This is a genomic window from Heyndrickxia shackletonii, from assembly GCF_001420715.1.
Lineage (GTDB): Bacteria > Bacillota > Bacilli > Bacillales > Bacillaceae_C > Margalitia > Margalitia shackletonii.
Window position 1 is genome coordinate 1872224 of sequence record NZ_LJJC01000004.1, and the last position, 21234, is coordinate 1893457.

Annotated in this window: 16 protein-coding genes and 1 pseudogene; 15 read left to right on the forward strand and 2 right to left on the reverse strand. The window is 38.5% G+C overall.

Features of this window, described 5'->3' with window-relative positions:
• Positions 1–35: 35 nt before the first annotated feature.
• Positions 36–275 (reverse strand): DUF2627 domain-containing protein, encoded by a 240-nt coding sequence (locus AN964_RS08865; protein ID WP_055739331.1) that lies wholly within the window; start codon positions 273–275, stop codon positions 36–38.
• Between the two features lie 285 nt (positions 276–560).
• On the opposite strand from AN964_RS08865, the pseudogene AN964_RS08870 reads away from it, so the two are divergent.
• The 12 genes and pseudogenes from AN964_RS08870 (at position 561) to AN964_RS08925 (ending at position 17592) form a co-directional block, all read left to right on the forward strand.
• Positions 561–2623 (forward strand): annotated as a pseudogene (locus AN964_RS08870) (sigma-54 interaction domain-containing protein).
• Positions 2624–2817: 194 nt separating this feature from the next.
• On the forward strand, positions 2818–3723 hold the full coding sequence (yqiS, locus tag AN964_RS08875) for a phosphate butyryltransferase (protein WP_055739332.1): 906 nt from the start codon (positions 2818–2820) through the stop codon (positions 3721–3723).
• A 17-nt stretch (positions 3724–3740) separates the two neighbouring features.
• A complete protein-coding gene (bcd, locus tag AN964_RS08880; protein ID WP_055739333.1) occupies positions 3741–4838 on the forward strand; it encodes a branched-chain amino acid dehydrogenase in 1098 nt (365 codons plus the stop codon).
• Positions 4839–5084: 246 nt separating this feature from the next.
• Positions 5085–6191: a butyrate kinase gene (gene buk / locus AN964_RS08885; RefSeq protein ID WP_055739334.1), complete on the forward strand. Its 1107-nt coding sequence runs from the start codon at positions 5085–5087 to the stop codon at positions 6189–6191.
• A gap of 16 nt (positions 6192–6207) precedes the next feature.
• Positions 6208–7632 carry a dihydrolipoyl dehydrogenase gene (gene lpdA, locus AN964_RS08890; protein WP_055739335.1) on the forward strand — a complete coding sequence of 475 codons (1425 nt, stop codon included), beginning with the start codon at positions 6208–6210 and terminating at the stop codon, positions 7630–7632.
• Between the two features lie 187 nt (positions 7633–7819).
• The gene (locus AN964_RS08895; RefSeq protein WP_055739336.1) at positions 7820–8818 is read left to right on the forward strand and encodes a thiamine pyrophosphate-dependent dehydrogenase E1 component subunit alpha; all 999 of its coding nucleotides are present in this window, start codon (positions 7820–7822) and stop codon (positions 8816–8818) included.
• A gap of 24 nt (positions 8819–8842) precedes the next feature.
• Positions 8843–9826 carry an alpha-ketoacid dehydrogenase subunit beta gene (locus AN964_RS08900; RefSeq protein WP_055739337.1) on the forward strand — a complete coding sequence of 328 codons (984 nt, stop codon included), beginning with the start codon at positions 8843–8845 and terminating at the stop codon, positions 9824–9826.
• A gap of 18 nt (positions 9827–9844) precedes the next feature.
• On the forward strand, positions 9845–11128 hold the full coding sequence (locus AN964_RS08905) for a dihydrolipoamide acetyltransferase family protein (protein WP_055739338.1): 1284 nt from the start codon (positions 9845–9847) through the stop codon (positions 11126–11128).
• A gap of 532 nt (positions 11129–11660) precedes the next feature.
• Positions 11661–13505: a methylmalonyl-CoA mutase family protein gene (locus AN964_RS08910; RefSeq protein WP_083489270.1), complete on the forward strand. Its 1845-nt coding sequence runs from the start codon at positions 11661–11663 to the stop codon at positions 13503–13505.
• A gap of 7 nt (positions 13506–13512) precedes the next feature.
• On the forward strand, positions 13513–15681 hold the full coding sequence (gene scpA / locus AN964_RS08915; protein ID WP_055739339.1) for a methylmalonyl-CoA mutase: 2169 nt from the start codon (positions 13513–13515) through the stop codon (positions 15679–15681).
• Entirely contained in the window at positions 15682–16806 is a 1125-nt protein-coding gene (gene meaB / locus AN964_RS08920) for a methylmalonyl Co-A mutase-associated GTPase MeaB (protein ID WP_055739340.1), read from the forward strand.
• Between the two features lie 348 nt (positions 16807–17154).
• The gene (locus AN964_RS08925; RefSeq protein WP_055741192.1) at positions 17155–17592 is read left to right on the forward strand and encodes a BrxA/BrxB family bacilliredoxin; all 438 of its coding nucleotides are present in this window, start codon (positions 17155–17157) and stop codon (positions 17590–17592) included.
• A 69-nt stretch (positions 17593–17661) separates the two neighbouring features.
• Here AN964_RS08925 and prli42 read toward each other — a convergent pair whose 3' ends face one another.
• Positions 17662–17754, reverse strand: a complete 93-nt coding sequence (gene prli42, locus AN964_RS26010; protein WP_126648952.1) for a stressosome-associated protein Prli42 — start codon at positions 17752–17754, stop codon at positions 17662–17664.
• A 179-nt stretch (positions 17755–17933) separates the two neighbouring features.
• On the opposite strand from prli42, the gene mce reads away from it, so the two are divergent.
• The 3 genes from mce (at position 17934) to AN964_RS08940 (ending at position 21180) form a co-directional block, all read left to right on the forward strand.
• Complete coding sequence (gene mce, locus AN964_RS08930) at positions 17934–18332, forward strand: methylmalonyl-CoA epimerase (protein ID WP_055739341.1); 399 nt, start codon at positions 17934–17936, stop codon at positions 18330–18332.
• A 34-nt stretch (positions 18333–18366) separates the two neighbouring features.
• The gene (locus AN964_RS08935; protein WP_055739342.1) at positions 18367–19914 is read left to right on the forward strand and encodes an acyl-CoA carboxylase subunit beta; all 1548 of its coding nucleotides are present in this window, start codon (positions 18367–18369) and stop codon (positions 19912–19914) included.
• Between the two features lie 144 nt (positions 19915–20058).
• Positions 20059–21180 (forward strand): tripeptidase T, encoded by a 1122-nt coding sequence (locus AN964_RS08940; RefSeq protein WP_055739343.1) that lies wholly within the window; start codon positions 20059–20061, stop codon positions 21178–21180.
• Positions 21181–21234 lie beyond the last annotated feature (54 nt).

A 21234-nucleotide genomic window follows, 5' to 3' on the forward strand; every position in this document is an offset into this window, starting at 1 on the left:
AAGCAGCCATCGGCTAGCGGCGCTTCCTTTTTTTATTACACTTTTTTACTGAAACGTTTTTGTACTTTATTACGCTTCCGATCACGATGGAAAATGAAACCGGCAATAAAACCAAGCCCACCGACAAAGAAAATAAGGCCCACTAAAAACTGTAGCCATAAATATGGAAATGGATGTTGTAATATTCCGAACAGCATATCCCTCATTAATTTTATACCGATTGCTGCGAAAATGCCGGGTATTACTAAAATAAGCAGCGCAATTAATCGAATCATCCTAAAAACTCCTTATTATTCACCTGGGTTGTTTTTGTATAGATTATAGTTTTTTGTAATTTGTTTTAAATCTTAACTTAGCCTTAGTTTCGGGCATTTTTTCTTAAAAGGCTGCCCTGCTTAAGTAGACTACGGAAGGCTAGAAGATTTTCTCACAAAAACAACGAAGTTTAAGAAAAGAGCCTTACCTAAGAAAATGATATATTACTGATTAAATTTGTCAAGTGAACACTTTTTTCTTACAATAGAAATATGAAAAATATTGCAATTTTAGGAGGAAAAAAATTGCAAAACGTGTTAGTGGTAGGTGGCGGTAAGGGTGGAACTGCTATTTTAAAAATATTTAAAAATAGTCATGATTTTAAGGTAGTTGCGATTACAGATCCAAATGAAAATGCTATTGGAATTAAACTTGCAAAAGAATATGGAATTACAGTCGGAAAGGACTGGAGAACTTTTATTAACAATCCCATTGATCTCATTGTAGAAGTAACTGGAGAGGAAAGAGTCTATCGGGAAATTCATGAAAAATGTAAAAAGGATACTATACTCATTCCGGGAAGTATTGCATTTCTCATTGCAAAATTACTAGATGAAAAAGAGGACTTAATCAAAAAATTAAAGGATGAATCCTATAAACATCAACTAATTTTAAATTCTACAGATGAAGCAATGGTTGTGATCGATAACGAGGGGACTATTATCTTCTTTAATCGCAGTGCAGAGCGAATGACAGATGCGACTATGTCAGAGGCAGTGGGCAGCCATATATTGGAGATTATCCCAAACAGCCAGCTATTAAGGGTCATTCAAACGAGAAGAATCGAAGCAAACCAAGAAACGGAATTAAAGAATGGAAAAAAATTATTACAACTCGTATTCCAATGATAACGGATAACAATGAGATAATTGGAGCGATTGCTGTTTTTAAAGATGTTTCGGAAGTTGTTTCTCTTGCTGAAGAAATTACGAATCTAAAAGAAATTCAAACCATGCTGGAAGCTATTATACAATCGAGTGACGATGCCATCTCTGTAGTGGATGAATACGGGCGGGGGATATTAATTAATCCTGCATACACACGTATTACTGGATTAACGGAAGAACAGGTCATCGGGCAGCCTGCAACAGCAGATATCTCTGAGGGAGAAAGCATGCATTTTAAGGTTCTCCAAACAAGAAGACCAGTGCGTGGTGCAAAAATGCGGGTAGGCCCTATGAAAAAAGAAGTAATAGTAAATGTGGCACCTATTATTGTAAATGGAAAACTAAAGGGGAGTGTAGGTGTTATTCACGATGTCACGGAAATCCAATCTCTTACAAAAGAGCTTCATCTTGCAAGACAAATCATTCGAACACTGGAAGCAAAATATACATTTGCCGATATCATCAGCCATTCAGAAGAAATGAATATTTCCGTAGAACAAGCAAAACTGGCAGCAAAAACACCTGTAACGATTCTATTAAGAGGAGAATCTGGAACGGGGAAAGAATTGTTTGCTCACGCTATACATAATGCAAGTGATAGAAGATACAATAAGTTTGTTCGCGTAAATTGTGCAGCGATTTCTGAATCGTTGTTGGAAAGTGAATTATTTGGATATGAGGAAGGTGCTTTTTCTGGAGCTAAAAGAGGCGGCAAGAAGGGTTTGTTTGAGGAAGCAAATAATGGCAGCATTTTTCTTGATGAAATAGGCGAATTAAGTATCAATACCCAAGCAAAATTGTTACGTGTTCTCCAAGAAAATGAGATAATACGCGTTGGTGGTACAAAACCTATTCCAATTAATGTTCGAGTCATTGCTGCGACACATGTTAATTTAGAAAAAGCTATTGCAAACGGGTCCTTCAGGGAAGATTTATATTATCGGTTAAATCGGATGCCCATTCAAATACCGCCATTACGAAATAGAAAAAAGGAAATTCCGTTTTTATGCGATCGTCTTATTCAAAAAATTAATCGTGATTATGGAAGAAATGTAGAAGGAGTAACACCAAAGGCCATGAATGTTTTAATGGACTACGACTGGCCTGGCAATGTCCGAGAGCTTGAGAATATTTTAGGTCGTGCTATTATTTTCATGGATTACAGTGAAATTAATATAGATGTTAAACATTTAGTTTTTTTATCATCCGATAAAAACCTACATACTGCTTCATCTAATATTCATGTGAAAAATAAGGAATTAACACGGATGGTTGAGGATTTTGAGAGTCAAGTTATAAAAGAAACATTGGAAAACAATAATGGAAATAAGACTGCTACAGCAAAACAATTAGGAATTTCATTAAGAAATCTTTATTACAAATTAGAAAAATACAATCTTGCAAACAATGACATGCAATAATTTTCATGGTATGAATTTTTTTGCGCATTCTATAAGAAGTTTTTGGCAAAAAACTTTACCAAGAAGTTTTCACGAGAATTAGATGTTTTAGGGGTTTTTATCAATTTCGACAATGATAAATGAATGTTGGTACGATAATTGCATATTAAAAAAATGTCGTAAAAAATGATGCAAAAGGGGTTGAAGCAGCAGGAATGGATTTAGACCAATTAGTAAATAAAGCAACCCAAAACGAAGAGGCTATTGTGGCTGTAGCGGTCGCCGAAGATATTGAAGTACTCGAAGCAGTTTCTTTAGCCATTCAAAAGAAAATAGCAAAATTTATCTTGTTTGGTGATTCTAATCAAATTCATTTATTATTAAAGAAGCATGCACCACATCTTCTTGAGTTAGATGATATTAATATTAAACATGTAGATTCACCTCAAGAGGCATGTACAAAAGCTGTCATGGCAGTCAAGAACCATGAAGCTAATGTTCTAATGAAAGGGAATGTTGCGACATCCACTATTTTAAAGGAAGTTTTAAATAGGGATTATGGATTAAGGACTAGTAATGTTCTATCACATATTGCTGTTTTTGAAATCCCAAGCTATGATCGTTTCATCCTTTTAACCGATGCCGCCATGAATATTGCTCCTAATCTCGATCAGAAAGAACAAATAGTGCAAAATGCTGTAAAGCTTGCTCATGCTATTGGAATCGATAGTCCGAAGGTTGCTGCTTTAGCTGCAGTAGAAGTGGTTAATCCGAGCATGCAAGCAACAATTGATGCAGCTGCATTAAGGGAAAGGAATATAAATGGATCCTTAAGCGGCTGTCGTATCGAAGGGCCATTAGCACTCGATATTGCTGTTTCTAAAGAAGCAGCAATGCATAAAGGGATTGAAAATGATGTGGCAGGTGCTGCGGATATTCTGCTTGTTCCAAATATTGAAACAGGTAATGCACTTTATAAATCATTGATTTATTTTGCTAATGCACAAGTCGGTGCTATGATTGCTGGAGCTGCAGCACCAATTGTTTTAACATCACGATCTGATAGTGCAATAAGCAAGCTCAGATCTCTTGCTTTAGCAATCTGTTCAACTAAAAAATGATAAAAGGGGAATGAACAATGAAAATTTTTGAATACATGGGAAAATATGATTATGAACAACTTTTATTTTGTCAAGACGAACAATCAGGATTAAAAGCAATTATCGCTATTCATGATACGACTCTTGGGCCAGCATTAGGTGGGACAAGAATGTGGACATATGAATCTGAAGAGGCGGCAATTGAAGACGCACTCCGTTTAGCTCGCGGTATGACTTATAAGAATGCTGCTGCAGGGTTAAACCTCGGTGGAGGAAAAACGGTTATAATAGGTGATCCAAGAAAAGATAAAAACGAAGAAATGTTTCGTGCTTTCGGACGCTTTATTCAAGGTTTGAACGGACGTTATATTACAGCGGAAGATGTTGGTACAACCGTTGCTGATATGGACCTTATTCATGAAGAAACAAATTTCGTAACAGGTATATCACCAGCATTTGGTTCTTCGGGAAATCCATCTCCAGTTACTGCTTATGGTTGCTATGTCGGGATGAAGGCTGCAGCAAAAGAAGCATTTGGAACTGATTCATTAGAAGGTCTTACTGTTGCAGTACAAGGTGTTGGTAACGTTGCTTTTGAAATGTGCCGTTATTTACATGAAGAAGGTGCAAAATTAATCGTAACGGACATTAATAAAGAAGCGGTAGGACGTGCGGTAGAACAATTTGGCGCAAAAGCAGTAGATCCAAATGAAATTTATGGTGTAGATTGTGATATTTTTGCACCATGTGCACTTGGAGCAATCATAAATGATGATACGATACCGCAAATAAAAGCAAAAGTTATTGCAGGTTCTGCCAATAATCAATTAAAGGAAACTCGTCACGGTGATCAAATCCATGAAATGGGCATCGTATATGCACCAGATTTTGTTATTAATGCCGGTGGAGTAATCAATGTTGCTGACGAGCTTTATGGATATAATCGTGACCGTGCAATGAAAAAGGTTGAAGGCATTTATAATAGCATTGAAAAAATTATTGAAATTTCAAAACGCGATGGAATTCCAACATATGTAGCGGCAGATCGAATGGCAGAGGAAAGAATTGCGAAAGTTTCTAAGTCAAGAAGCCAGTTCTTATTGAACAGCCGCCATATCTTAAGCAACCGTGCATAATTTGTAGAAACTACGCCTCACTTCTAGCTTCTCTTCTGTGGTATAGGCAGATGCCTTAAGCCCGTTAAATGGCTAAAAGTGTGGCGTTTCTTGCCTAATATAAAGCAACTTAATCTGAAGTCCAATGGAATTTTAAGAATATAGAAAACGGCTGCGTTGCCTATTTCTTTAAACCCAACCTCTAACTTCTAATTTGTAGAAGGACGCGAGAGCGCTTTTATAGAACATCAAACGGAGGTAACATTTTTGTCTTTATCAGGTGCTAATTTCAGAATACTTGTTATTAATCCTGGATCAACTTCTACTAAAATCGGTATTTTTGATAATGAACATTCTATTTTAGAAAAAACAATTCGCCACAAAACAGAGGAGATCCAACAGTTTGAAAATGTAATCGATCAATATGAATTTCGCAAACAAACTATATTGGAAACTTTAGATGAAGAAGGCATTAATATATCCAAACTAAATGCTGTGTGCGGAAGAGGCGGACTACTCCGACCTATTGAAGGTGGTACCTATTCTGTTAATGAAGCGATGCTCGAAGATTTACGAATTGGTTATTCCGGACAGCATGCCTCTAATCTTGGTGGAATTATTGCCTATGAAATCGCTAAAGGATTAAATATACCATCTTTTATTGTAGATCCTGTCGTTGTAGATGAATTAGAACCACTTGCAAGAATATCAGGGTTTTCTCTTATCGAAAGAAAAAGTATTTTTCATGCATTAAATCAAAAGTCTGTTGCTAGAAAAGTAGCAAAACAATTGGGAAAAAATTATGATCAACTTAATTTAATCGTCGTTCATATGGGTGGCGGGATTACAGTAGGAGCCCATAGAAACGGAAGAGTGATAGATGTTAATAATGGTCTTCATGGGGAAGGTCCATTCAGTCCCGAAAGAGCAGGTACAGTTCCTGCAGGCGATCTTATTGACCTTTGTTTTTCCGGCGAGTATTATCGAAATGAGTTGACAAAGAAATTAGTAGGCGGCGGCGGTCTTGTAGGCTATTTAGCTACAAATGATGCTGTGAAAGTGGAACAAATGATTGCTGATGGAGATGAGTATGCTAAGCTCATTTATGATGCAATGGCCTATCAGGTAGCGAAAGAAATTGGCGCTGCAAGTGCTGTATTAATGGGAAAAGTCGATGGGATTGTTTTAACTGGAGGTTTAGCATATGGCAAATCTTTTGTACAATCTATAAGTGAATATGTCAGCTGGATTGCCGATGTCATTATTTATCCAGGAGAAAACGAGCTCCAAGCATTAGCTGAAGGTGTCTATAGAGTACTAAATGGCGAAGAAACTGCAAAAGATTACCCAGGAGTTATGGAAAAAGCATTATAAAAGGAGGAGCACCATTTTGGCAAAAGAATATGATTTAGTCATCTTGGGAGGCGGAACCGGCGGTTATGTAGCGGCTATTCGTGCCTCACAATTAGGTTTGAAAACAGCGATTGTAGAAAAAGGAAAACTTGGCGGTACATGTCTTCATCGCGGGTGTATTCCAAGTAAAGCATTACTCAGAAGTGCTGAAGTGTATAAAACAGCGAAACGCGGTGAAGAATTCGGGGTTGTAGCACGTGAAGTTTCTCTTAACTTTGATCGTGTGCAAGAAAGAAAAAATGGGATAGTAGAAACTCTCCATAAGGGTGTCCAGCATTTAATGAAGCAAGGAAAGATAGATGTCTACGAGGGTACTGGTACAATATTAGGACCTTCGATCTTTTCGCCTATGCCTGGAACAATTTCAGTAGAAATGAAATCCGGTGAGGAAAATGAAATGCTAATTCCGAAGAATGTTATAATTGCCACAGGATCCAGACCGAGATCTCTTCCTGGATTAGATATAGATGGAGAGTTGGTTATATCCTCTGATGAGGCATTAGAACTTAAAGCTTTGCCAAATTCTATTATTATAGTTGGCGGAGGAGTTATTGGGATTGAATGGGCTTCCATGCTTTCCGATTTCGGTGTAGAGGTAACTGTCATTGAATATGCGGACCGCATAGTGCCAACAGAAGATAAGGATATTTCAAAGGAAATTCAGCGATTAATGAAGAAAAAAGGAGTTAACATTGTTACGGGAGCGAAGGTTCTTTCCGAGACATTGCAAAAAGGAAATAGTTCGGTAACCATTAGTGCTGAATGGAATGGGGAAAAGAAAGAATTTACTGCTGAAAAACTTCTGGTATCTGTAGGACGTGCTGCTAACACAGAAAATATCGGATTACACAATACCGAAATCGTTGTAGAAAAAGGATTCATTCAAGTAAATGAATTTTATCAAACAAAAGAATCCCATATTTATGCAATTGGTGATGTTATTGGTGGATTACAGCTTGCACATGTTGCATCCCATGAAGGCATTGTTGCGGTAGAGCATATCGCTGGAGAAAATCCATCTCCAATTGATTATACACTCATCTCAAAATGTATTTACAGTAACCCGGAAATGGCTAGTGTAGGCTTAACAGAAGATGAAGCAAATCAAAAAGGATATAATGTAAAGGTCGGGAAATTTTCCTTTAGGGCAATTGGAAAAGCTCTTGTCTACGGTGAAGCGGATGGTTTCGTGAAAATTATTGCAGATAAGGATACAAATGATGTATTAGGTGTACATATGATTGGCCCACATGTTACAGATATGATTTCCGAGGCAGGTCTGGCACGTGTTCTCGATGCAACTCCATGGGAGATTGCGCATACCATCCATCCACATCCAACATTAAGTGAGGCAATTGGAGAAGCTGCTTTAGCGGTTGATGGAAAAGCAATACATGGATAAGAAAAGCGGAAGTGCCTTGCTCATCGGCGTACGGATTTCGTAGTCGCAGGCTCGAGATAAAGGAAACACAGTGAGGTAGTTCACGAACTGATGTTGACTTATCGTAGGGAGGAGACGGAGAAATCCGCTAGCCGATATCTACTAACGCTAGACAAAGATTAAACTTTTTTAAATAGGAGGTAGTAAAATGGCTGAAAATCGTCATCAAGCACTAGGGTTAAGTGATGAAACTGTTTTAAAAATGTATGAAACAATGCTAATGGCAAGACGTATTGATGAACGTATGTGGTTATTAAATCGATCCGGAAAAATTCCCTTTGTCATTTCATGTCAAGGACAAGAAGCGGCACAAGTTGGAGCAGCTTTCGCATTAGATCGTGACAAGGATTATGTTTTACCTTATTATCGTGATCTTGGTGTTGTTCTAACATTTGGTATGACTCCAACGGAAGTAATGCTTTCCGGTTTTGCGAAAGCGGAAGATCCGAATTCAGGTGGAAGACAAATGCCTGGTCATTTTGGTCAAAAGAAAAATCGTATCGTAACAGGATCTTCACCAGTAACAACACAAGTACCACATGCGGTAGGGATTGCATTAGCCGGTAAAATGGAAAACAAAGATCTCGTTACCTTTGTAACATTTGGTGAGGGATCATCCAATCAAGGAGATTTTCATGAAGGTGCTAACTTTGCAGGGGTTCACAAATTACCAGTCATATTCATGTGTGAAAATAATAAATATGCAATCTCAGTCCCGATAGAAAAGCAATTAGCATGTGAAAAAGTGTCCGATCGTGCAATCGGCTATGGAATGCCAGGAGTAACAGTTGATGGAAACGATCCTCTTGCAGTTTACCAAGCAGTAAAAGAAGCGGCAGATAGAGGTAGACGCGGAGAAGGTCCTACTTTAGTTGAAACAGTATCTTATCGTTTAACAGCGCATTCTTCTGACGATGATGATCGTACATATCGTTCTAAAGAAGAAGTCGATGCTGCAAAAGAAAAAGATTCTATTTTCACCTTTGCAAACTATTTAAAAGAAGTCGGCGTTATGAGTGACGAATTAGAAAAAGAAATCAATGATCGTGTCATGAAAATCGTAAATGAAGCAACAGACTATGCGGAAAATGCACCATATGCAGATCCGGAAGCTGCTTTAACTTATGTTTATGCACAAGAGAAATAAGTTGTAGAATAGGAGGGAAAAATAATGCCGGTTATTTCATATATAGATGCTGTAACAATGGCTATTCGTGAAGAAATGGAACGTGATCCTAAAGTTTTTGTTTTAGGGGAAGATGTAGGAAAAAAAGGTGGGGTATTCAAAGCAACCCACGGTTTATATGAACAATTTGGAGAAGATCGTGTGCTGGATACACCTTTAGCAGAATCGGCCATTGCAGGAGTTGGAATTGGTGCTGCAATGTACGGGATGAGACCAATTGCTGAAATGCAGTTTGCTGATTTTATTATGCCAGCTGTAAACCAGATTATTTCAGAAGCAGCAAAAATCCGTTATCGTTCTAATAACGATTGGAACTGTCCTATTGTTATTCGTGCTCCATATGGTGGCGGTGTCCATGGTGCTCTCTATCATTCACAATCTGTTGAAGCTGTATTTGCCAACCAACCAGGATTGAAAATTGTGATGCCTTCTACACCTTATGATGTCAAAGGCTTATTAAAGGCTGCTATTCGCGATGAGGATCCGGTTCTATTCTTTGAACATAAAAGGGCATATCGTCTTATTAAAGGAGAGGTTCCTGAGGATGATTATGTTCTACCAATCGGCAAAGCAGATGTAAAGCGTAAAGGCGAGGATATAACGGTAATTACATATGGACTTTGCATCCACTTTGCATTGCAAGCAGCTGAACGATTGGCTCAGGATGGTATTGAAGCACATATCTTAGATTTACGCACTGTTTATCCACTTGACAAAGAAGCTATTATTGAAGCTGCATCCAAAACTGGAAAAGTCCTTCTTCTAACAGAAGACACGAAAGAAGGAAGCATTATGAGTGAGGTTTCTGCAATTATTGCTGAAAATTGTCTGTTTGACCTTGATGCACCGATTATGCGTCTTGCTGGTCCAGACGTTCCTGCAATGCCATATGCTCCAACAATGGAGAAATACTTCATGGTAAATCCTGATAAGGTTGAAAAAGCAATGCGTGAGCTTGCAGAATTTTAATAGAAGGAGGTCAACTATATGGCAATCGAAAACATTACAATGCCTCAATTAGGGGAAAGTGTAACAGAAGGTACCATAAGCAAGTGGCTTGTTTCTCCTGGAGATAAAGTAAATAAATATGACCCGCTAGCAGAGGTAATGACGGATAAAGTAAATGCTGAAGTTCCTTCTTCTTTTACTGGTGTAATAAAAGAACTTATTGCTGCCGAAGGGGATACATTAGCTGTAGGAGAAATTATTTGTACCATCGAAGTCGAAGGTGGAGAAAGTGCAAGTACTTCAGCGGCTGAGGCTCCAAAAAATGAAGAGGCAGCTGCACCTGTAGCGGAAGCCCCGGCAAACCTTGCCGGAAAGGTAAGATATTCTCCGGCCGTTTTAAAATTATCACAGGAGCATAATATTGACCTTTCCCAAGTCAAAGGAACTGGCAAGGAAGGCCGTATTACTAGGAAGGATTTATTGAAAATCATTGAATCGGGAACGATTCCGGCACCACAAGAGCAAAAAGTGGTAGAACCAGCAGCTGTCAATGAGGCACCAGCAGTACAAGCAGCAAAACCTGCTGCACAAGCGCAAGCTCCAAATATTCCTGTTATTCCAGGAGATATTGAGATTCCTGTAACAGGTGTCAGAAAAGCAATTGCAGCGAATATGCTTCGCAGCAAGCATGAAGCACCGCACGCATGGACAATGATGGAAGTGGACGTAACAAGTCTCGTGGAATATCGCGATTCCATTAAGAACGAATTCAAAAAGCGCGAAGGCTTTAATATCACTTATTTTGCTTTCTTTGTAAAAGCGGTAGCACAAGCTCTAAAAGAATACCCGCAAATCAATTCGATGTGGGCTGGGGATAAAATTATTCAAAAGAAAGATATTAATATTTCTATCGCAGTTGCAACTGATGATGCCTTGTTCGTTCCGGTTATTAAAAATGCAGATGATAAGTCTATCAAAGGCATTGCACGCGAAATATTTGATTTAGCAAATAAAGTTCGTACTGGTACTTTAAAATCAGATGATATGCAAGGCGGAACATTTACTGTAAATAACACTGGTTCTTTTGGCTCTGTCCAATCAATGGGAATCATTAATTATCCGCAAGCGGCAATTCTCCAAGTGGAGTCCATTGTGAAACGTCCTGTTGTCATGAATAATGGGATGATTGCTGTTCGTGATATGGTAAACCTTTGTATGTCACTAGACCATCGTGTGTTGGACGGATTAGTATGTGGCCGATTCCTTCAAAGGGTAAAAGCCATTTTAGAAAACATATCAAAAGAAAATACATCTGTATATTAATGAAAAACCGCTGTCGAACAGCGGTTTTTTTGTTGCGAGAAATTCTATATTAGGACAGAGAATCCGTTATCTGTGACAAAAGTGGTGCTTTTTTGAGTTTAGCGGACACTCGATCCGTTATTGGGGCAAAAGGCAGTTCTTTTTGAGTGATTTTCATCCATTAGCGGAATGTGTGTCCGCCAATATGATGAAAAGAGGGTTTTTCATGTGAATAACGGAACGTGTGTCCGGTAAAGTCGATTCATAGGGAAGATCATGGTTTGAAGACTTGAAAAAATCCGCGTTCACCCATTTCCTCGTGTAACAACGTGAATTTATTAATTGAATCAGTTTTGCAATATTCCCCTAGTACAATAATGAAGCTTTTCATCTATTTATAATCATTATTCGAAGGTTTCAGTCGCCAATATTTTATGAAAATATGGAATCTATTTCATTTTTATACTAAAATAATATTAGGTAAATTCTAATTCCATTTTATTTTCAGGTAATTGCAATCGGTTACATACCCTGGTGAAGGAGGTATTACAGCGTGACAATTAACCATAAAGATTTAAAACACCAATCATTTCCATCATATACAGTGGATGATTGGGTGACTTCGGTAAAAAATTCATTGAAAAACAATACAATTGATTCACTGTATAGTGAAACATATGAAAATATTCGGTTAAAACCCTTATATTCCAATGAGGATTTGGAATTCACAATGGTGGAACAAATTCCTGGTGCAAACCTGCGAATACGTGGTTTTGATTCAATAGGGGAGCAGCAACCATCATGGAAAGTCTCGCAAAGAATCATGAATCGAAATTGGGATGAAGTGAAAACATTATTGACACGAGCACTTGCAAACGGTCAGGATTCACTTTCCTTTGATGTTGATTACTTAAGTAATATGGAAGAAATTGATTTCTCTGAGCTGGATACTCAAAATATTCCCCTATTCTTATTAACAAAAAAGAATTTTCAGTTGCTTTTGGAAAAAGCATTAAAAATAAAAACATTGGCACCCGATGGAGTTATTGCTACAGATCCAATTTCATGTAATCTTCATCAAGGGGAATTGGATGCAGATAATCCTTCCATTTTAGAAAAATGGGGTTCGCAAATCTTACTTGCAAACCAAACCTTACCAAGTATTAAAACTATATTAATAGATACAACTCCTTATCATAACGGTGGTGCAAATGCCGTCCAAGAATTAGCAATTGCCTTATCAGAGGCTGTTTTTTATATCGAGCACATGAAACGTTACGGATGGCAGCCAAGTCAAACGGTTAAAAAGCTCGTTTTTCATTTTGCTATTGGCGGTAACTTTTTCATGGAAATTGCGAAACTGAGGGCTTTTCGAGCGCTTTGGACGACAATAGAAAAAGCATATGGATTATCTTCATCCGAGGATCGCGTAGCAGTTAGTGCTGAAACTTCAACATTTACAAAAACTGTTTTAGATCCTTATGTGAATATGCTGCGGGCAGGAAATGAGGCATTCGCTGCTATTCTAGGGGGAATCGATTATTTACATGTTTCTCCATATGATGAGGCTTTCCGAGAAAATGGAGAGTTTTCTGCTAGGATTGCAAGAAATACGCAATTTATATTAAAAGAGGAGGCATATTTAAACAAAATCTCAGATCCAGCAGGTGGCTCTTATTATATTGAGTCTTTGACAAATGAATTAATAGAAAAAGCATGGGAGCTTTTCCAAAAAATTGATGCATTAGGTGGAATAGTAGAAGGGTTAAAATCAGGATGGATTCAAAATGAAATCAATCAAGTATTAAATAACAGACTTTTAGATGTAGAAAAAAGGCAACAATCTGTTATTGGAGCCAATGTATATGCAAATCCAACTGAACAAATTTCGTTCATCCATGGTACACCAGAAAAAGGAGACTGCAATATTATCCCTATTTATCCAGTGAGAATAGCACAGGCTTTGGAAAAACTGCGAGAACGAGCCGATGATTTAGTTTCAAATGGAAAAAGCTTGAATGCCGGACTTATATGTTTAGGTTCCTTAAAAGACTATAAACCGAGAGCAGATTTTGTAACAGGCGTGTTGGCTACTGGTGGTATCAAAACGGATTGGGGGCACGAATGCACTACACTGGAGGATGTAAAAAAATATATAGAAGAAACAAAGTTACCTTACTATTGTATTTGCGGAACGGATGATATGTACAAAGAATATGGGAAGAGAATAGGAGAATGGATACATGCAAATTATCCATCTATTCATGTAGAGATAGCTGGCAGATTTTCAGCGGAGGAAATGGAAAGCTACCGTTCGAGTGGGATAGCTGGCTCCATCTATTTACATCAAAACATAGTGGAAAAAATAACTTCATTATTGAATTTGTGGGAGGTGTAATCGAAAGATGAAACCGAATTTTCAAAATATCCATCCTATCTATGATATAAAAGATGTACCTGCTGCTGAAAGTAAACAAAATAATGGTCAACCGGCTGGGTATATGACAAATGAAAAAATAAAAATTAAACCTTTCTATACAAAAGAAGATATAAAAGGATTCTCACATCTTCAGGATTTCCCAGGGCTTGAACCTTTCACAAGGGGTCCTTACCCAACTATGTATATAAATCGGCCATGGACAGTAAGACAATATGCAGGTTTTTCTACAGCGGAGGAAAGTAATGCTTTTTATCGCAGAAACCTGGCAATGGGCCAAAAGGGCTTATCGGTTGCCTTCGATTTGGCAACACACCGCGGATATGATTCCGATCATCCACGCGTAACCGGGGATGTAGGAAAAGCCGGTGTTGCAATTGATTCGATAGAAGATATGAAAATATTATTTGATGGTATTCCATTAGAGCAAATGTCTGTTTCTATGACCATGAATGGTGCTGTCCTGCCGATAATGGCCTTTTATATCGTTACTGCAGAGGAACAAGGCGTAAATCCGGAAAAGCTTTCCGGGACGATTCAAAACGATATTTTAAAAGAATACATGGTTCGCAATACGTATATATATCCTCCTGAAATGTCGATGAGAATTATCGCAGATATTTTTGAGTACACCTCAAAAAAAATGCCGAAATTTAATAGCATCTCTATTTCTGGATATCACATGCAAGAAGCAGGTGCTCCAGCGGATATTGAATTGGCATATACACTTGCAGATGGTCTCGAATATGTTCGAACAGGACTGAAAGCAGGCATTGATATTGATTCCTTTGCACCAAGACTATCCTTTTTCTGGGCAATTGGAATGAACTACTTTATGGAAGTGGCAAAAATGAGAGCCGCGCGACGGATTTGGGCACAATTAATGAAACAATTTACACCGAAAAATCCGAAATCACTAGCTTTAAGAACTCATTGTCAAACATCTGGGTGGAGTCTTACTGAGCAAGATCCGTATAACAATGTCATTCGGACGTTAATAGAGGCACATGCTGCCGCAATGGGGCATACACAGTCTCTACATACGAATGCTTTGGATGAAGCGATCGCCCTGCCTACTGATTTTTCTGCACGCATTGCGAGAAATACGCAGCTTTATTTGCAAGAAGAAACCGGAATTACGAAGGTAATTGATCCTTGGGGAGGTTCTTATTATGTGGAATCTCTTACAGATGAATTAATGAAGAAAGCATGGCAGCATATTGAAGAAATCGAAGGCTTAGGCGGGATGACAAAGGCAATTGAAACAGGTCTTCCGAAAATGAAAATCGAGGAAGCAGCCGCAAGAAGGCAAGCTTTTATTGATTCGAAAAAAGAGGCCATCATCGGTGTGAATCGTTTCCGTTTAGAGCGGGAAGAACCAATTGATATTCTCAATATCGACAATGCCGTTGTACGTCAGAAGCAAATGGAGAGGCTGGAAAGTTTAAAAGCCTCCCGTAATGAGATGGAGGTTCAAAAAACATTACAAGACTTAACGGAAGCAGCAAGAACGGGAGAAGGTAATTTATTGGAGAAAGCAGTTGCTGCTGCAAGGGTGCGGGCAACCCTCGGAGAAATTTCCGATGCGATTGAAAAGGTTTCGGGCAGACACAAAGCAGTTATCCGTTCCATTTCAGGAGTGTATGGATCTAATTATTCCAATGAAGAGGAAATTGCGGAAGTAGTAGAAATGACGAGTCAGTTCATGGAGAATGAGGGAAGAAGACCGCGAATTCTAATTGCAAAAATGGGGCAGGATGGTCATGACCGAGGGGCAAAAATAATCGCCACTGCATTTGCAGATTTGGGATTCGATGTTGATATCGGTCCATTATTTCAAACTCCTAAGGAAACAGCGAGACAGGCTGCAGAAAATGATGTACATGTTATAGGGGTAAGCTCTTTAGCAGCAGGTCATAAAACACTGTTGCCAGAGCTGGTGAAGGAGCTAAAGGCAATCGGCAGGGAGGATATTATTGTTGTCATTGGCGGAGTAATACCGGCACAAGATTATCCATTTTTAAGAGAAAACGGCGCGGTAGCAATTTTTGGACCGGGAACCGTCATCCCTGTAGCCGCACAAAAAGTCATTGAAGAAATTTATCGTCGTTTAGGCTATGAGGAAGTGATGGAATAGATGGGAGACCAAAAAAGTCCGGAATGGTCAGTTGGGAACAAGTCGTTTTCTTCAACGTATATGCCGGGAGTCGAATCTACACATGATGGTCTTCAGTCTTCCGGGAAAAAGAAATTTCAAAAAGCGAAAGATTCAAGTCTATCGATTGAGGCGTTGGCTCAAAAGGTAATGGGTGGCGACAGGATCATGCTTTCAAAAGCCATTACATTAATTGAGAGCAATGCAAAACATCATTATCAGAAAGCTCAAGACTTATTGAACCTCCTATTGCCAAATGCATACCCTTCCATAAGAATTGGAATTACAGGGGTGCCTGGTGCTGGAAAAAGCACGTTTATTGAGGAATTTGGGTATTCATTATGTGAAAAAGGGCATAAAGTAGCTGTTCTTGCGATAGATCCAAGTTCTACTGTAAGCGGTGGGAGTATTTTAGGTGATAAAACACGCATGGAAAGACTAGCGAAACATCCTAATGCCTTTATTAGACCATCACCGTCAACAGGGACACTTGGCGGTGTTCATCGGAAAACTCGGGAAAGCATGATTGCATGTGAGGCAGCGGGTTACGATATTATCATTGTGGAAACGGTTGGAGTAGGGCAAAGTGAAGTGATTGTTCGAGGCATGGTTGATTTCTTTTTGCTCCTCTCCATCACAGGCGCAGGTGACGAGCTGCAAGGAATGAAAAAGGGTATTATGGAGCTGGCAGATGCTATAGTTGTAAATAAAGCGGACGGTGAAAATAAAAAATTAGCGGAGAAAGCAAAACGGGAATATAATCAAATTCTGCATTTTTTAATGCCGGCAACGAAGGGATGGGAAACAAAGGCGTATACTTGTTCCGCGTTACATGGCGATGGTATTCAAGAATTATGGGATACCATTAAACTATTTATAGAAAAAACGAAAAATAGTGGGACTTTTACGGAACGGCGCCAATCACAAATAAAAGAATGGTTGTTTGCTATGATACGTGAGAGGTTGGAGAATTCCTTTTTTCAGCATGAAGAAATAAAGCAGTATTTGCCTTTTATCCAGAACGCGGTGATGGAAGAAACGATAACGGTATCGAATGCAGTCGATACACTGTTTCAAAAATATCAGTCAAGCTTAAAAAATGGTTAGAAATATGTAATGAAAGAAGAACAAAAAGGGATAGCGTTTATTTACGCTATCCAAAAAACATCTAGGGAGTTTAGGGGTATGGATCTAGATGTATTATTAGCATACCCCGATTAGGGAAACTTAAACATTTGTAATGGCTCTTTTCTTAGATTTGGATATTATTTTTTTAGGATGGATCCATCTATACTAAAAGATTTTCAGAAACATATTTATTTACATAAAGAGTGAAAAAATATTTTGTACTCAAACAGGTTTTTTTAAATGAAAAAATAAGCTAGAACATTTGATAATCCGATGAAAAACCTGTTATTATTAATTTGAGTTATGATAGGAAAGGAAGCGAAAATGTTGAGCATGGATTTTAATATTTTTATGAATGATGTTGTACGTCAAGCACGCGACGAAGCAGTCAGTGCAGGTTATAAAGAATTAAAAACAGCAGATGAAGTAGAAGAAGCATTAAATCAAAAAGGTACAACACTTGTTTTAGTAAATTCAGTTTGTGGATGTGCAGGTGGAATTGCACGCCCAGCAGCAGCACATGCTGTACATTACGATAAACGCCCTGATCATCTTGTAACGGTGTTTGCAGGTCAAGATAAGGAAGCTACAGAGAAGGCACGCAGTTACTTTGTTGGATATCCCCCATCCTCACCATCCTTCGCACTACTAAAAGACGGCAAACTTTGTACTATGGTGGAAAGACATGAAATTGAGGGTCATGACCCAATGTCTGTTGTAAATAAATTACAAGATACATTTGAAAAATATTGTGAAGAAGTATAAAAACCCCGGAATTTCCGGGTTTTTTTATACAAAAAAGACCCATGTTTGGACATGAGTCTTTAATAATAACTAAAGAAGATAAGCTAATCCTGCTAAGAGCGTGGAGGCAATCATGGCAATTAGCATCAAATAGACCACAAACTTCTGTGTCTTTTTTGACATTTCTATTCACTCCTTGATTATCCTGTACTTATGTATATTGTAGTGATGAAATGAACGACTGACAAGCACTATTCGGTACGAATTACGGCAGTTTTATGAAAATCTAGTGATAAGCAGGATTTTCGACAATAGCTGTATAAGTATAATATAGTAGGTTGTTACAGCAAGGGGGCAAAAAAATGAAATATGTAGATCATATTGGCATAGCTGTTACCTCTATAGAGGAAGTGTTGCCTTTTTATACGGAAACGCTTTCTTTAAAATGCATCGGAATAGAGGATGTTGAATCTGAAAATGTAAAGGTAGCATTTATTGATGCAGGAAATGTACGTTTAGAATTGCTAGAACCTTTGAATGAATCAAGTGCCATCGCGAAATTCTTAGAATCTCGCGGTCAGGGAATTCACCATATCGCATTTGATGTAAATAATATTGAAGAACGCATAAAGGAATTAAAGGAAAAGGGTATCCGTATGATTCAAGACGTTCCAAAGCCTGGTGCACATGGAGCGCAGGTTGCATTCCTGCACCCAAAAGCAGGGCATGGAGTTTTATATGAACTTTGTGATAAGGGATAATAGGAATATCGATACACATCAAGGGGGAAAAACGATGACGGATATATATGAGAAAATTAATGAACTATATGATCGAAAAAGGGAGATAGAACTAGGCGGTGGCGATGATAAAATTGAAAAACAGCATCAAAAAGGGAAATTAACGGCCAGAGAAAGAATTGAGTTATTAGTAGACCCTGGCTCGTTTGTGGAACTGAATGCCTTTATTGAGCATAGAGGGCATGATTTTGGACTTGAAAATGCAAAGGGACCTGGGGATGGTGTTGTAACTGGCTATGCAAAAGTAAATGGCCGTCCTATCTATTTGTTTTCACAAGACTTTACCGTCTTCGGCGGAGCTTTAGGGGAAATGCATGCCAAGAAAATTGCGAATGTTATGGATTTGGCAGCTCAAAATGGAGCTCCATTTATTGGTCTTAACGACTCAGGTGGTGCACGCATCCAGGAAGGTGTTGTATCGCTGGATGGCTACGGACATGTTTTTTATCGAAATGCTATTTATTCCGGAGTAATTCCGCAAATCTCCGTTATTATGGGGCCGTGTGCAGGAGGAGCTGTTTATTCTCCGGCTATTACAGATTTTGTTTTTATGGTGGATGAAACGAGTCAAATGTTCATTACAGGTCCAAAGGTTATTGAAACAGTAACTGGTGAAAAAATTTCATCCGAGGATCTAGGGGGTTCAAAAGTACATAACACCATTAGCGGAAATGCTCATTTTCGTGCGGGGTCGGAAGAAGAAGTGCTGCAAATGGTAAGAAAACTTATTAGTTACTTACCCCAAAATAGTAAAGAAAAGGCGATAAAGAATTCCTGGGATGGGGATGATTATCGTCCAGATCTAACGGATATTGTACCTTTTGATGCTGTTCGTCCGTATGATGTACGCTTAGTAATTGAGCAAGTAGTGGACGCGGACTCCTTCTTTGAAGTGCAAAGGGAATTTGCTAAAAACATTGTAGTAGGATTTGCAAGAATCCGTGGAGAAGTAGTCGGTTTAGTTTGCAATCAACCGAAATTTATGGCCGGCGGCCTGGATATTGATTCATCTGATAAAGCATCACGATTTATTCGATTCTGTGATTCGTTTAATATTCCAATTGTTACATTTGAGGATGTGACTGGATTTTTTCCAGGGATTAAACAAGAACATGGAGGAATTATCCGTCACGGTGCGAAAATTCTATATGCTTACTCAGAAGCGACAGTTCCAAAAATTACTGTTATTTTAAGAAAAGCTTATGGTGGTGCCTATGTTGCACTTAACAGTAAATCGATAGGGGCAGATATTGTATATGCATGGCCAAATGCAGAGATTGCAGTGATGGGACCAGAGGGTGCAGCAAATATTATTTTCGCGAAAGAAATCGCGGCGAGTGTTAATCCGGAAGAAACAAGAAAACAGAAGATTGCTGAGTACCGTGAAAAATTTGCTAATCCATATATAGCAGCTTCACAAGGAATGGTGGATGATGTTATAGATCCACGCGAAACGCGAATGAAAATTGTTCAAGCATTAGAAATGCTTGGGAATAAACAAGAGGAAAGACCATATAAAAAACATGGGAATATCCCTCTTTAACATGAATAAAAGCAAAAGTAACGATTGTAGGAATACCGAAAAAGTTTATTTGTCCACATGAAGAAATAGCGATATACTAATGTAGTAATTAACATAAAATTCTACATTAAATCGAGATTCTATTACATAGCAGGAGGTACTACAATGGTTAATCAAGAGCGTTTATTAAACGAATTTTTGGAATTAGTTCAAATTGATTCCGAAACAAAGCATGAAACTAAAATTGCAAAGGTTTTGAAAAAGAAATTTGAAGAGCTTGGGGTAGAAGTTTTCGAAGACGATACTACTTCTCAGACAGGACATGGAGCAGGAAATTTAATTTGTACTTTAAAAGGTTCAAAAGCATCTGCTGATGTGATTTATTTCACTTCCCATATGGATACGGTTGTACCTGGTAATGGAGTAAAACCTTCCATTAAAGATGGTTATGTAGTAACAGACGGTACAACGATTTTAGGTGCTGATGATAAAGCAGGTCTTGCTGCAATGTTTGAATCCATCCGTGTCTTAAAAGAACAAAATATTGAACATGGTACGATTCAATTTATTATTACAGTAGGCGAGGAATCTGGCTTAGTAGGGGCAAAAGTGCTAGACCCATCTTTATTGAAAGCAAAATATGGCTTTGCGCTTGATAGTGACGGAAAAGTTGGGAATGTTGTAGTAGCAGCACCAACTCAAGCGAAAATTAAAGCCGTGTTATATGGAAAAACAGCTCATGCAGGGGTTGCGCCTGAAAAAGGAATTTCTGCCATTTCCATCGCTGCAAAAGCAGTATCTAGAATGCCTTTAGGCAGAATTGATGAAGAAACAACTGCGAATATCGGACGTTTTGAAGGCGGACAAGCAACGAATATTGTATGTGACCGTGTTGATATTCTTGCAGAAGCACGTTCTTTAGTTCCTGAGAAAATGGAAGCTCAAGTTGCAAAAATGAAAGAGGCATTTGAAGAAGCTGCTAAGGAAATGGGCGGTAAAGCAGATGTAGAAGTTCAAGTAATGTATCCAGGCTTTAAATTTGCAGATGGAGACCAAGTGGTGGAAGTGGCAAAGAAAGCAGCTGCTAAAATTGGCCGTGAATGTAAATTGGAACAAAGCGGCGGAGGCAGTGATGCGAATGTGATTGCCGGATTTGGAATTCCAACCGTAAATCTTGCCGTTGGATACGAGGAAATTCATACAACAAATGAAAGAATGCCAATTGAAGAACTTGTTAAGCTTTCTGAGATGGTTGTTGCCATCGTTCAAGAGGTAGCAGGAGAGTAGAAAAGCAGAAGCGCCGTTAGCTCTAGCGTACGGATTTCGTAGTCGCTCACCTCG

Bases quoted from the DNA above. Each gene is read 5' to 3' on its own strand.
- yqiS (WP_055739332.1), top strand. From the start codon at position 2,818: ATGGATTTAGACCAATTAGTAAATAAAGCAACCCAAAACGAAGAGGCT.
- mce (WP_055739341.1), top strand. From the start codon at position 17,934: ATGAAATATGTAGATCATATTGGCATAGCTGTTACCTCTATAGAGGAA.
- meaB (WP_055739340.1), top strand. From the start codon at position 15,682: ATGGGAGACCAAAAAAGTCCGGAATGGTCAGTTGGGAACAAGTCGTTT.
- AN964_RS08935 (WP_055739342.1), top strand. From the start codon at position 18,367: ATGACGGATATATATGAGAAAATTAATGAACTATATGATCGAAAAAGG.
- scpA (WP_055739339.1), top strand. From the start codon at position 13,513: ATGAAACCGAATTTTCAAAATATCCATCCTATCTATGATATAAAAGAT.
- AN964_RS08895 (WP_055739336.1), top strand. From the start codon at position 7,820: ATGGCTGAAAATCGTCATCAAGCACTAGGGTTAAGTGATGAAACTGTT.
- AN964_RS08900 (WP_055739337.1), top strand. From the start codon at position 8,843: ATGCCGGTTATTTCATATATAGATGCTGTAACAATGGCTATTCGTGAA.
- bcd (WP_055739333.1), top strand. From the start codon at position 3,741: ATGAAAATTTTTGAATACATGGGAAAATATGATTATGAACAACTTTTA.
- AN964_RS08865 (WP_055739331.1), bottom strand. From the start codon at position 275: ATGATTCGATTAATTGCGCTGCTTATTTTAGTAATACCCGGCATTTTC.
- AN964_RS08940 (WP_055739343.1), top strand. From the start codon at position 20,059: ATGGTTAATCAAGAGCGTTTATTAAACGAATTTTTGGAATTAGTTCAA.
- AN964_RS08905 (WP_055739338.1), top strand. From the start codon at position 9,845: ATGGCAATCGAAAACATTACAATGCCTCAATTAGGGGAAAGTGTAACA.
- prli42 (WP_126648952.1), bottom strand. From the start codon at position 17,754: ATGTCAAAAAAGACACAGAAGTTTGTGGTCTATTTGATGCTAATTGCC.